Genomic DNA, 12,404 nt, shown 5'->3' on the forward strand with positions numbered 1-12,404 from the left:
CACCGCCATGAACACCAACGCGAACGACCCCCGCCCCCTCTACACTCGCGCCACCGAGCAGGCGGCCGCGCTGATCAGGACGGTACGACCGGAGCAGCTGGCCGGCCCCACCCCGTGCACGGAGTTCGATGTCCGGACCCTGCTGAGCCACCTCGCCGGCGGCGCCCACCGCATCGCGACGATCGGGGAGGGCGGCGACGGCATGGCCGTACACCCCTTCGTGGACGGCATCGACGACGACGGCTGGCCGGCCGCGTACGACGAGGCCCGCTTCCGGGTCAGGAACGCCTGGGCGGACGACGCACGCCTGGACGCCCTGGTCCAGGTCCCGTGGGGCAAGGCTCCGGGCCGCGTCGCACTCTCCGGCTACCTGATGGAGGGCGTCACCCACACCTGGGACCTTTCCGAGGCCCTGGGCCACCCCGTCCAACTCGACCCGGAACTGGCCGAGTTCGCCCTAGCCGTGGCCCGCCGGGTCCTGCCCGACGAGCAGCGGGACGCCGGCACACCCTTCGACACGGCCCAGCCGGTGGCCGAAGGGGCCGACGCCTACGGGCAGTTGGCGGCCTGGCTGGGGCGGAAGCCGGTCAGCTGAGCCGGGCTCGCGCCAACTGCCGTGACTGGGCCACCAGTCGGTCCTCGCTGTCCCAGACCTCCGCGTCCTCCTCCAGGAAGCCGCCGGCCAGGTTGCGGGTGGTGATCGACACCCGCAGCGGTCCCAGTGCGGGGCGGGCGCGGACGTGGACGGTGAGTTCGACCGTGGGGACCCAGCCCTTCAGGCCGATCTCGAAGGCGGTCGGGGGGAGCGCGTCCACCGCGAGCAGGAGCGAGAGGGGGTCGGCGTCGCGGCCGTCCGCCAGGCCGAACCAGGAGCGCATCTCGCCCTTGCCGGAGGGGGCGCCCAGGGCCCAGCCGAGGGTGGACGGGTCGAGCTTGAGCATCAGGCGGTCGGCGATCGCCGAACTGCCGGAGACCGGGGCGGGCCCGTCTTCCGGGCCGAAGCACTGGTCCATGGGCGGGAACACCGGCGGGCGCGCTGTCGTACGGACGTCGTCCGGGAGGGTGTCCAGGTCGCCGTAGGAAGCCAGGACGCGGATGCGCTCGACCTCCACGCCCTCTTCGTCGTACTGGAAGAGGGACGCCTGGCCCGTGGAGAGGGTGCGGCCGGTGCGGACGGTGTCCGTGCGGATGACCGCCGGGCCCGGCTGGGACGCGGTCAGGTAGTGCGCGGAGATCGTGAACGGGTCGCTGTGCGGGAGGGCGTCCGCGAGGGCTCGGCCCAGGACGGCGAGGAGGTACCCGCCGTTGACGGCGCTGATGATCGTCCATCCGGCCGAGAGGTCGATGTCGTAGACGCCTGGCGCGCGACGGGTGACCGCCGTGTCGCGGTCGAACTCGCTGTCGCCGATCGTGGCCCGGGTAGCCGTCGTGGCCGCCGGCGCGGATGCTGCTTCTCGCATGGATGAACCGTACAACAGGTAATTACTAAGCGGTAGCTTTGTTATTGCGGGCAGATGAAACCTCCGGCGAACCACCGCCGAACCACCGGGCTCCTGGGTGAGGAACCGGCAATTTCTCGGTAAGTGTCCGGACTCGTCCGCGACCCGCGGCCGGTGATCCGCCTCTTGGGGGACATGAGCCTCACCGGGACCTCGTTCCTCTACACCGCCGTCGTGCTGACGATCGTCGCCCTCATCCTGCCGCTCGTGCTGTGGTCGCGGATGCGCGGCCCGAAGGCCGTACGCGTGGCGGCACGGGCCCTGATGCTGCTGTTCGCCCAGGCGACGGCGGTCACCCTGGTCTTCGTCATGGTCAACAACCAGAACAACCTCTACGACAACTGGGCGGACCTCCTCGGCACCGGCAACCACGTCCAGCAGGCCGCCGACCTCGGCAAGAACGGCACCGGCGACATCTCGCTGAAACGGCTGCCCAAGGTCAAGCAGCACTTCTCCCCCGCCGAGGGCGCCGGTATGCGCGCGGCCGGCGGGGTCGAGGTCACCCAGCTCAAGGGCCAGGTGTCGGGTGTCAACGCCGAGGTGTACGTGTGGCTGCCGCCGCAGTACAAGGAGCCCGCCTACCGGCATCACAAGTTCCCGGTGGTGGAATTGCTGCCGGGCTATCCCGGCTCGGCGAAGGCCTGGTTCGGGTCGCTGCACGCGAACCAACAGCTGCTGCCGCTGATGAAGAGCGGGCGGGTCGCGCCCTTCATCCTGGTCGCGCCGCGCACCAACCTGCTGGCCGGCGTCGACACGGGCTGCGCCAACATCACCGGCACGGTCGACGCCGACACCTGGCTGAGCGTCGACGTGCCGAGGATGGTCATGGACAACTTCCGCGCCGAGCCCGCCCCTTCGGGCTGGGCGGTGGCCGGTTACTCGGCCGGGGCGCACTGCGCGGTCAAGCTCGCCGTCGCCCACCCGGACCGCTACCGCGCGGCCGTGGGCATGTCCGGCTACAACGACCCGATCGGCGAACGCAATTCACTCGCCGCGGCCAGCCCGGCCCTGCGCGCCGCGAACAACCCGTACCTGCTGCTGAAGGCGAAGAGGACCCCGCCGCCGATCGCGCTGTACATCTCCGGCGAGTCCGGCGACGGCTACGAGGCGGGCACCGCGCTGGCGTCGGTCGCCGAGGCGCCGACGACCGTGCACGTGGTGTTCCTGCCGCGCAGCGACGGTGGTCACACGATGGCGCTGTGGCGGCCGCAGGTGAAGGCGGTGTTCCGCTGGCTGACCCTGGAGATGGGCAAGAACCACCCGCACGCGAAGACCGGGACGACTACTCCTCGCGGACGGTCGACCTCCGGTTCCACGCACGCGGAGCTCGCCAGTGGAACCGCATCGCGAGCAGGCGCAGCACGAAAGCGGTGACGACCGCGAGCCCGCTGGTGAACGGGCCCAGCACGTCGTAGCGGATGCAGAGCGCGACCATGGTGGCGCCGACGATCGCTGGGACCGCGTACAGGTCGCGGTCCCAGCGCAGCAGCGACGGGGTCTCGTTGGCCAGCACGTCCCGCAGCACACCGCCGCCGACGGCGGACCCGAGACCGAGGGCCACCGAGGCGGTCAGGCCGAGCCCGTAGTCGTACGCCTTCACCGTGCCGGTGACGCAGAACAGGCCGAGGCCGGCCGCGTCGAAGACGTTGACCCCGAGCTGGATCCGCTCCACCTGCGGGTGGAGGAAGAAGACGAGCAGGGCGGCGAGGAACGGAGTGAGGAAGTACCCCAGGTCCGTGAAGGCGGCCGGGGGCACCGCCCCGATGACGAGGTCCCGGAACACCCCTCCGCCCAGCGCGGTGACCTCGGCGAGCACGGCGATGCCGAACACGTCGAAGTTCTTGCGGACGGCCAGCAGCGCGCCGGAGATCGCGAACACGAAGATGCCGACGAGGTCGAGCGTGTGCTGGACGGAGGGGCTGAACAGTTGCTGAAGCACCCCACATTCTTACCTACAGAAGGGTGCCTCCCTTTCAAAGCAAGGGTTACAGGGTCGGTTTCCCTGGCGTGAACAGCCAGGTCTGGAACAGATCGTCGAGCTGCTGTCCGCTGATCTTCTCCGCGAGCTTGATGAAGTCGGCGGTGCTCGCGTTGCCGTAGCGGTGCAGCTTCGTCCAGGTCGGCAGCAGCTTGAAGAACGCGGTGTCGCCGATGCGTTCGCGGAGCATCTGGAGGGTCATCGCGCCGCGCTGGTAGACGGCCGAGGCGAACATCGTGTCCCGCTGCGGGTCGCCGACCACGGTCTGCCAGAACGCGGCGTCAGCCGGGCGGGAGTTGTAGCCGGCCAGGAACGAGTCGTGCGCGGTGCGGGTGCCCTGGTGCTCGGCCCACAGCCACTGGGCGTAGGTCGCGAAGCCCTCGTTGAGCCAGATGTCCTTCCAGTGCGCGACCGACACGGAGTCGCCGAACCACTGGTGGGCCAGCTCGTGCACGATCGTCGTCTCGCTGCGCACGGCCGAGTAGGCGGGCTTGCTCTGCACCTCCAGCGAGAACCCCGCCTCCGGCATGTCGTCGACGATCGCACCGGTCTCCTCGAAGGGATAGGGCCCGAAGACCTGCGACCAGTAGTCGGTGGCGGCGGCCGTCACGGCGTACACGTCGACGCTGTTGCTGTTGGCGAGGACGGGGTCGATGGCGACGTAGATCGGCGTCCCGCCGGGGGTCGTCCCCGTCTTGACGTCGAACTTCCCGATGGTGGCGGTGGCGAGATAGGTCGCCATGGGCTTCGACTCCCGCCAGTGGGTGTACGTCGAGTCGCCCTTGTCGTACGTCGAGACGAGGCGGCCGTTGGAGACTCCGGTGAGCCCCTTGGGGGCCTTGATACGGATGTCGTAGGTGGCCTTGTCGGAGGGGTGATCGCTGGACGGGAACCAGGTGGAGGCGGCGTTGGGTTCGCAGGCAACGAAGACTCCGTCGGCGGTCTTCATCCAGCCGTAGTCGGAGCCGAAGACGATGGGGCCGTTGAGGGGCTCGGGGACGCCGCCGTAGGTGACGGTGACCGTGAAGTCCCTGCCCTTGCGGAGGGAGTCGCGCGGGGTGATGCGCAGTTCGTCGCCGGTGCGGGTGAACTGGGCCCGTCTTCCGTTCACTTCGACCTTCGTGACCTCCAGCTTCTGGAGGTCCAGGTCGAAGGAGGAGAGGTTCTGGGTGGCGCGGGCGGTGAGCGTCGTACGGCCGTCGAGGCGGTCGGTGTCGGGGTTGTAGGCGACGTCGAGGGCGTAGTGCCGGGCGTCGAAGCCGCCGTTGCCCAGTTGCGGGAAGTAGGAGTCACCGATGCCGTCGGCGCCGGGGGTGGGGGCGGAGGAGGCGGCTATGACAAGAAAAGAGGCCGCCGCGGTAGCGAGGGCCCCTAAACGTGCCGAACGGGAGAGTGCCATGAGTCGTCCCTTCGGGTGCGTTTCCGATCAGTCGGACGCGCTCGACTCTGCACTCTCCCGTTTCGTCATGGTCATGACTTTACCAACTTGTCATGCCCTACTTGGCAGTTGACTCCTGATCGCCGGATTCCGCTTCGGGCGTCTCCGCCTCGGGAGCCGCCGCCTCCGGGGTCTCCGTCGCGGGAGCCACTGCCGCCGGGGCCTCCGCCCCGGGAGTCTCCGCCGACTTCTCCAGGACCGCGGCGCCCACCAGTTCCACCGCTTCCTTCGCGGCGCTCAGCAGGACGGTGTCCTGCGGGGCCTGGTCCGCGAAGTTCTCCGGGTGGTGGCAGGCGACCTGCTGGCCGGGCCGGAGCTCGATCAGCTGGGGTTCCTTCGTGCGGCAGATCTCCGTGGCCTTCCAGCAGCGCGTGTGGAAACGGCAGCCGCTGGGCGGGGAGATCGGCGAGGGGACGTCGCCCTTGAGCAGGATGCGCTCGCTCTTGGCGCCCCGGCGCTTGGGGTCCGGCACCGGCACGGCCGACATCAGGGCCTTGGTGTACGGGTGCATCGGCGACTCGTACAGCTTGGTGCTGTCGGCGAGTTCGACGATCTTGCCGAGGTACATCACCGCGACGCGGTCCGAGACATGGCGTACGACGGAGAGGTCGTGCGCGATGATCACGTACGTCAGGCCGAGCTCCGTCTGGAGGTCGTCCATGAGGTTGACGACCTGCGCCTGGATCGACACGTCGAGCGCCGAGACCGGCTCGTCCGCCACCACGAGCTTGGGCTTGAGGGCGAGCGCGCGGGCGATGCCGATGCGCTGGCGCTGGCCGCCGGAGAACTCGTGCGGGTAGCGGTTGAAGTGCTCGGGGCTCAGACCCACCAGCTCCAGAAGGCGCTGGACCTCCTTGCGCACCCCGCCCTCGGGCTCCACGCCCTGGAGCCGGAACGGCGCCGAGACGATCGAGCCGATGGTGTGCCGGGGGTTCAGGGAGCCGTACGGGTCCTGGAAGATCATCTGGATGTCCCGCCGCAGCGGACGCATCCCGGCCGCGTTCAGGCTCGTGATGTCCTGGCCCTCGAAGTGGATCGAGCCGCCCGTCGGGTCCTGGAGCCGGGTGATGACCCGTCCCATGGTCGACTTGCCGCAGCCCGACTCCCCGACCACGCCCAGGGTCTCGCCCTTGCGCACCTCGAAGTCGATGCCGTCGACGGCCTTCACCGCGGCGACCTGACGCTGAAGGATCCCCTTCTTGATGGGGAAGTGCTTCTTCAGGCCCTCGACCTTGAGCAGTACCTCACGGTCCTCCGAGGAGGACGCCTGCTCCGGTACGACCGCGGTGGCGGTCTGTTTGTTCGTATCGCTCACAGCTTCGGCGCAATCTCTTCGGTCCAGATCCGCGTACGGTCCGCAGCCGGGAGGTGGCAGGCGGACCAGTGCCCGCCGGGGACCAGCTCCAGCTCGGGGCGCACGGTTCGCGTGACGTCGCCCTTGGGGATGTCCGCGTACGGGCAGCGCGGGTGGAAGGCGCAGCCCGAGGGGACGTTGATGAGGCTCGGCGGCTGGCCCTTGACCGGGATGAGCCGCTCCGAGGTCTCCCGGTCGATGCGCGGCATCGAGCCCAACAGGCCCCAGGTGTACGGGTGTTGCGGCTTCTCGAAGATCTCGTCGACGGGACCGCGCTCCACGCACCGGCCGCCGTACATGACCAGGACGTCGTCGGCGATCTCGGCGACGACACCGAGGTCGTGCGTGATCAGGACGACCGCGGAGCCGAACTCCTTCTGAAGGTCCCGGATCAGGTCGAGGATCTGCGCCTGGACGGTCACGTCCAGGGCGGTCGTCGGCTCGTCCGCGATGAGCAGTTCGGGGTTGTTGACCAGGGCCATCGCGATCATGGCGCGCTGGCGCATACCGCCGGAGAACTCGTGCGGGTAGCCGTCGACCCGCTTGGCCGGCTCGGGGATGCCGACCCGGTCGAGCATCTCGATCGCACGCGTGCGGGCGGCCTTCTTGCTGACGTCGTTGTGGACCCGGTACGCCTCGACGATCTGGTCGCCGATCTTGTAGTACGGGTGCATCGCGGACAGCGGGTCCTGGAAGATCATGGACATCTGCCGGCCGCGGAGCTTGCGCACCTCGTCCGGCTGGGCACCCACGAGTTCCTGGCCGTCGAGCCAGATCTCGCCGGTCATCCGCACGTTCTTGCCGCGCGGGCCGAGCCGGTGCAGGCCCATGATCGCCAGCGAGGTGACGGACTTGCCGGAGCCCGACTCGCCCACGATGGAGAGGGTCTTGCCCTTCTCCAGCGAGAAGCTGAGCCCGTCGACGGACTTGACCACGCCGTCGTCGGTCGGGAAGTGCACCTTGAGGTCGCGGACCTCCAGGAACGCGTTCGGGGCCTTGGACGCGTCGACGGGCTCGCCCACTGCGGCTCCAGTCGCAGACAAAGGATCAAGGTCGGTCACGAGAGCCTCACCCGCGGGTCGGCGGCGGCGTACAACAGGTCCACCAGGAGATTTGCGATCACTACGAAGAACGCTGCGAGCAGGGTCACGCCGAGGATCGGGGGCAGGTCGTTGCTCTCGATCGACTGCACCGCGTACTGGCCGATGCCGTGCAGGGAGAACACCGACTCGGTGATCAGCGCACCGCCGAGCAGCAGACCGAGGTCCATGCCGAACACGGTGATGATCGGCGTCAGGGCGGCCCGCAGACCGTGCTTGACGACGACGTTGCGTTCCCGCAGGCCCTTGGCGCGGGCCGTGCGGATGAAGTCCTCGTTCATCGTCTCCAGCATGCCCGAGCGGGTGAGCCGCGCGTAGATGGCGGAGTAGAGGAGTGCGAGCGAACACCACGCCGGGAACAGCGTGTTGGCCCACTGCACGGGGTTCTCGGTGAACGGGACGTAGGTGCGGCCGAAGATCGGCCACTGGTACGTGAAGAGCAGGATGGCCAGGTTGCCCGTGAAGAACATGGGCAGCGAGACACCCGCGAGCGCCACGCCCATGAAGGCTCGGTCGAAGAACGACCGCGGCTTGAGCGCGGAGATCACACCGACCGTGACACCGGACAGCAGCCAGAGCACGGCGGCGCCGGAGGCCAGCGAGATGGTGACCGGAAGGCGGGAGGTGAGCTGCGGCCAGACCTCGACGTGGTCCTTGAAGGAGTAGCCGAAGCAGGGCGCGTCGCAGTGCACCGTGGTGGGGCCGAGGTTGTAGGTGGCGCCCGCCACGATCCCCTTGATGAAGTGCCAGTACTGCAGGTAAAGCGGCTGGTCCAGACCGAGGTTGTGCTTGACCGCGGCGATGTCCGCCGCGGACGGGCTCTTCCCGATGTACTGCTGGGCCAGCTGGTCCGCGGTCTGGCCGGCGAGCCGTGGCAGCAGGAAGAAGATGCCGAAGGTGACCGCGGAGACGACCAGCAGCAGGATCACCGCTGCGACCGTCCGACGGAGAATGTACGAGATCACGGGGATCGGCGCTGGTGCCCGCGGGCCGCAAAGCCCGCGGGCACCAATGCCTTCACCTGCCTTCCGGGGCTACGACTACTTCGTGGTGCCGATGTTGAGGTAGTCGTACTGGCCGCTGAAGGCCGCCGTCGACACCAGGTTGCTGTAGTTCGCCGGACGGGCCAGCAGGACCTTGAAGTAGGTCAGCGGAACGAGGGCCGCGTCGCTCATGGTCTGCTTGTCGATCTGGGCGTACATGCTGTTGCGGGTACTCACGTCCTCCGTGCCGATGGCCTTGGAGAGAAGCTCGTTGACCGTCTTGTTGTCGTACTGCGACAGGTTGGTGTTACCCGAGGCGCCGATCGCCGCACCGTTCAGGATCTGCTGCTCGAAGCCGTAGCCGGAGGGCCAGTCGGCACCCCACTGCATCATGATCAGGCCGATGTTCTGCTGCTCGGTGAACTTCGGGACACCCGCGTAGTCGGTGAAGTACTTGCCCGACGGGTACTGCTTCAGGCTGGCGTTGATGCCGACGGCCTTCAGCGAGTTGATGATCGCGGTGGCCGCGGAGATCTCCTGCGGGCGGTCGCTGCGGGCCGAGAGGTTGGTCGAGATCGACGTCTTGCCACAGGCCTTCAGCTGCGCCTTGGCCTTGGCGACGTCACCCTTGTTGCCCGTGGTGGCGTACTGGTCGGCCTTCTCGTAACCGGTGATGTCCGGCGGGAGCACGGTGGTGGCGATCTCACCGCGGATCGGGCCGCCCTCGGCGGTCTGCACGGAGACCTTGTCGATGGCGTACTCGACGGCCTTGCGGCAGGCGACGTTGTTGAACGGCGCGACCTTGGTGTTGATCGCCATGTAGACGAGACGGCCACCGAAGGTGTTGTCCGTGCCCGCCTTCTTGTCGGCGGAGGTCAGCAGCTGCGCCTGGGTCGCGGCCTGGACACCCGTACCGCCCATGTCGATCGCGTTGCCCGCGAGGACGTCCTTGTCGATCGTGTCGGCGTTGACCTTCAGGTTGACGACGATCTTGTCCGGGTACTGCTTGCGCAGCGGGTCGGTCTTCGGGTCCCAGTTCTTGTTGCGCACGAGGGTGGCGGACTTGCCGTCCTCGTAGCTGGAGAACTGGTACGAGCCGGAGGACACGATGTTCTTGACGTAGTCGACGCCCGTGTCCTTCGCCTGCGGAACCGGAGCCGTCTGCGGCGCCGCGACCAGGTAGTCGAACTCCTGGAAGGCCGTGTTCAGGTGGAAGACGATCGTGGTGTCGTCCGGCGTCGCGATGGACTTGAGGCCCTCGGCGCTCTTGTCCTTGTACGGGCCCTTGTAGTCCTTGCCGCCGACCAGGAACTGCTGGAAGTAGTTCGGGCCGAGGGAGAGCACGTCACGCGCGAAGTTGGAGCGCTCCACGGCGTACTTGACGTCCTTGGACGTGATCGCCGTGCCGTCCTGGTACTTCAGGCCCGAACGCAGCTTGTACGTCCAGGTCTTGCCGCCGTCGCTGGAGACACCCTTGCTCGCGGCGAGGTCCGGGACCAGGGTGTTGCCCTTGGAACCGGCGGCGGGCTCGAACGTCATCAGCGGACGGGCGTACAGCCGGCTGAAGTTGTACATGTACGCGTAGTACGTGTTGCCCGGGTCGAACGAGTCCGGAACGTCGGACAGTTCGTAGGTGACCGTCCCGCCCTTGTGCGTAGAGGCGTTGACGACGTCCTTGGTCGCTGCGTTGGCCCCAGCCGCCTTCGTACCGTTGTCACTCTTACTGTCATCGGCCTTGCTGCAACCTGCCATGAGCAGTGTCGCAGCGCCGATGGCCGCAACTGCGGCCAGCGCTGACCTTCGCATGATGGTCTGCTTCCTCCATTGTCGGAAACTTGATGGACTCTCGGGTGCGGGCCCTAGCGGCTGCGGGGGTCGAGAGCGTCGCGGAGACCGTCGCCCAGCAGGTTGAACGCCAGGACGGTCACGAAGATGGCGAGGCCGGGCACGATCATGTACGCGGGGTCGACCTCGTAATAGGTGACCGCGTCCCGCAACATGCCGCCCCAGGATGCCTGCGGGGGCTGGATGCCGACCCCGAGGAAGCTCAGGGACGCCTCGAAGAGGATGTTCGTCGGGATGAGCAGCGTCGAGTAGACGATGATCGGGCCGACCAGGTTGGGCAGCAGTTCCCGGAAGAGGATGTACGGCGCCTTGGCGCCCATGCCCCGGGAGGCGTCCACGAACTCGCGCTCGCGCAGGGCGAGAGTCTGGCCGCGGACGATCCGGCCCAGGTAGGGCCAGTTGAAGAAGCCGATGACGAAGATCAGCACGCTCAGGTGCAACGGCAGGCCGCTGAGGCCGAAGGCGCCGCCCTGGAGGGTCGCCGAGATGGCGATGGCGAAGAGCAGCAGGGGGAAGGCGAGGAAGGTGTCCATCAGCCGGCTGATGATCGAGTCGACCCGGCCGCCGTAGTACCCCGCGACGACGCCGAGGATCGTGCCGATCACGTTCGACAGGATCGTGGCGCCGAAGGCGACCACCAGCGACACCCAGGAGCCTTCGAGGATGCGGGTGGCGACGTCCCGGCCGAACTGCGGGTCCACACCGAGCGGGTGGTCCCAGCTCATGCCGCCCCAACCGCCCTTGGGCAGCGAGGTGTTGGCGTCGATCAAGCCCTGGTTGAAGGCGTCGGGGTCCAGGCCGAACATCGACTGGATCGGACGGGAGAGTGCCGCGACCAGGATCAGCAGGACGACGATGACACCGCCGGCGACGGCGACTCTGTCCTTCTTGAACCGGGTCCAGGCGATCTGTCCAAGGGAACGGCCCTCGATCTGCCCCTTATCGGCGCCGACGAGCACAGCCTCCGGCTGCGCCCCGGCTTCCGCCCCCGTGGTCTCGATCGGTGCGGTCACTGTGACCCGACCCCTCTCGCCGGTGGTTACCGGCTTACGCCTGCCGCGGATTAGCGGCTTTGTCGACATGCAGTGGACATGGGTCGCTGGACCCTGTGTCTGAAACGCGAGTCTTCAGCGTGGCTGCGATCACCCGCCAGGCCTGACGGCGAAAGTATGCGCAACCGTGATGCTTAACTAGGGATTCCGTTATCCGAACAGTGGGTAACGGACCCCGGACGCCGGGCACTTGGGACAGAACGGAGATCCGGCGTCTTTTGGGGCACCACACCGCTATCTACGCGCGAAGAAATGTGTCGTAGACGTAAATCCTGCGGAGAAGCGGAGAAGAGGACTCGCCGGGTCAGTATCCACCACGGACGGGTGGGTAGCCGTACCCACCCGCCTGGGCGGGCGCCGCGTGCGCCTCACGGTCGTAGAACGGGCGCGCGTTCGCCCGCAGCCAGAGCGCCACCGGGTCGTACTCGTCGGACATCGCCACGGTCGAGACCGGCAGCCCGTCCGGGACCACGCCGATCGACTGCTGCATCATGCCGCGCACCGAGTCCACGGCCGGCGGACTGGTGTCGTAGACGTCGAGACCGATCGCGAGATACGGCGCTCCGAGCGCGGGCTGCACCCAGGCGCGGCGCAGGGCGCGGACCGCCGGGGTGCGGTGGGCGTTCTGCGTGAGCAGGGCGTAGAACTGCGGGATCTCGATGCCCGGCTCCGACAGGCGCAGGGGCCCTGCCGGCTGGCGTTCCAGGCCGGTGGCGATACGGCGCAGGTCCAGCCAGGGGATGCCGACGCCGCCGCCCGGCGCGTGCGGGTTGAGCCAGAGGCCGAAGTGGTCGGGGTAGAGGGTGCGGGCGACGTCGAGGCCGTCGACCACCTCGTAGGAGCGGTTCCAGCCGCTCGCCGACAGTTCCTGTGCGGAGGTGACGCAGGGGGCGTAGCCGTACTTGTCGACCTGCATGTTTCCGTACTGGGCGTCCGGGGAGCCGGACTGGCCGTGCCACAGGAGCATCCAGATCTGGCCGGAGTGGGGGGTCGCGAGGGCGCGCAGGAGCGCCTCGTAGGCGTCGTAGCGCCCGGGCGTCACCTGGCGCAGCATGTGCTCGACCTGGCCGGTCGCGGTGCCGCTGGCGCTCACGTGTCCGCTCCTTTTTGTAGGTGCCCTGCGTTTGGAAACAGCTTAAGCGCCCAATGGGTGGG

Annotated in this window: 11 protein-coding genes; 2 read left to right on the top strand and 9 right to left on the bottom strand. The window is 68.2% G+C overall.

Going from position 1 to position 12,404, the window contains the following annotated elements; all coding sequences use genetic code 11:
* Positions 1-7 precede the first annotated feature (7 nt).
* Positions 8-595 carry a TIGR03086 family metal-binding protein gene (locus ACNFOC_RS09105; protein WP_416958532.1) on the top strand — a complete coding sequence of 196 codons (588 nt, stop codon included), beginning with the start codon at positions 8-10 and terminating at the stop codon, positions 593-595.
* On the opposite strand, the gene ACNFOC_RS09110 is transcribed toward ACNFOC_RS09105, so the two are convergent.
* The gene (locus tag ACNFOC_RS09110) at positions 588-1,460 is read right to left on the bottom strand and encodes a thioesterase family protein (RefSeq protein ID WP_416958534.1); all 873 of its coding nucleotides are present in this window, start codon (positions 1,458-1,460) and stop codon (positions 588-590) included. The genes ACNFOC_RS09105 and ACNFOC_RS09110 overlap by 8 nt on opposite strands.
* A gap of 174 nt (positions 1,461-1,634) precedes the next feature.
* On the opposite strand from ACNFOC_RS09110, the gene ACNFOC_RS09115 reads away from it, so the two are divergent.
* The gene (locus ACNFOC_RS09115; RefSeq protein WP_416958536.1) at positions 1,635-2,873 is read left to right on the top strand and encodes an alpha/beta hydrolase; all 1,239 of its coding nucleotides are present in this window, start codon (positions 1,635-1,637) and stop codon (positions 2,871-2,873) included.
* Here the strand turns inward: ACNFOC_RS09115 and ACNFOC_RS09120 are convergent.
* From ACNFOC_RS09120 to ACNFOC_RS09155, 8 genes are all read right to left on the bottom strand, one after another.
* On the bottom strand, positions 2,782-3,438 hold the full coding sequence (locus ACNFOC_RS09120; protein WP_416958538.1) for a trimeric intracellular cation channel family protein: 657 nt from the start codon (positions 3,436-3,438) through the stop codon (positions 2,782-2,784). The genes ACNFOC_RS09115 and ACNFOC_RS09120 overlap by 92 nt on opposite strands.
* Positions 3,439-3,484: 46 nt before the next feature.
* Positions 3,485-4,876, bottom strand: coding sequence for a M1 family metallopeptidase (locus ACNFOC_RS09125; RefSeq protein ID WP_416958541.1), 1,392 nt, complete (start codon positions 4,874-4,876; stop codon positions 3,485-3,487).
* Positions 4,877-4,973: 97 nt separating this feature from the next.
* Entirely contained in the window at positions 4,974-6,230 is a 1,257-nt protein-coding gene (locus ACNFOC_RS09130) for an ABC transporter ATP-binding protein (protein ID WP_416958543.1), read from the bottom strand.
* Positions 6,227-7,330 carry an ABC transporter ATP-binding protein gene (locus tag ACNFOC_RS09135; protein ID WP_416958545.1) on the bottom strand — a complete coding sequence of 368 codons (1,104 nt, stop codon included), beginning with the start codon at positions 7,328-7,330 and terminating at the stop codon, positions 6,227-6,229. The genes ACNFOC_RS09130 and ACNFOC_RS09135 overlap by 4 nt, the downstream gene beginning before the upstream one ends.
* Positions 7,327-8,334 (bottom strand): ABC transporter permease, encoded by a 1,008-nt coding sequence (locus tag ACNFOC_RS09140; protein ID WP_416958547.1) that lies wholly within the window; start codon positions 8,332-8,334, stop codon positions 7,327-7,329. The genes ACNFOC_RS09135 and ACNFOC_RS09140 overlap by 4 nt, the downstream gene beginning before the upstream one ends.
* A 75-nt stretch (positions 8,335-8,409) precedes the next feature.
* On the bottom strand, positions 8,410-10,158 hold the full coding sequence (locus ACNFOC_RS09145; protein WP_416958549.1) for an ABC transporter substrate-binding protein: 1,749 nt from the start codon (positions 10,156-10,158) through the stop codon (positions 8,410-8,412).
* A gap of 53 nt (positions 10,159-10,211) precedes the next feature.
* The gene (locus tag ACNFOC_RS09150; protein WP_416958550.1) at positions 10,212-11,210 is read right to left on the bottom strand and encodes an ABC transporter permease; all 999 of its coding nucleotides are present in this window, start codon (positions 11,208-11,210) and stop codon (positions 10,212-10,214) included.
* A gap of 343 nt (positions 11,211-11,553) precedes the next feature.
* Complete coding sequence (locus ACNFOC_RS09155; RefSeq protein ID WP_406121848.1) at positions 11,554-12,342, bottom strand: enhanced serine sensitivity protein SseB C-terminal domain-containing protein; 789 nt, start codon at positions 12,340-12,342, stop codon at positions 11,554-11,556.
* Between the last annotated feature and the right edge of the window lie 62 nt (positions 12,343-12,404).

It is taken from the genome of Streptomyces colwelliae (assembly GCF_048158785.1).
Classification (GTDB): Bacteria; Actinomycetota; Actinomycetes; order Streptomycetales; family Streptomycetaceae; genus Streptomyces.

Coding starts and splice junctions, on each gene's coding strand:
- ACNFOC_RS09105 (WP_416958532.1), top strand. CDS start 8: ATGAACACCAACGCGAACGACCCCCGCCCCCTCTACACTCGCGCCACC.
- ACNFOC_RS09110 (WP_416958534.1), bottom strand. CDS start 1,460: ATGCGAGAAGCAGCATCCGCGCCGGCGGCCACGACGGCTACCCGGGCC.
- ACNFOC_RS09115 (WP_416958536.1), top strand. CDS start 1,635: ATGAGCCTCACCGGGACCTCGTTCCTCTACACCGCCGTCGTGCTGACG.
- ACNFOC_RS09125 (WP_416958541.1), bottom strand. CDS start 4,876: ATGGCACTCTCCCGTTCGGCACGTTTAGGGGCCCTCGCTACCGCGGCG.
- ACNFOC_RS09145 (WP_416958549.1), bottom strand. CDS start 10,158: ATGCGAAGGTCAGCGCTGGCCGCAGTTGCGGCCATCGGCGCTGCGACA.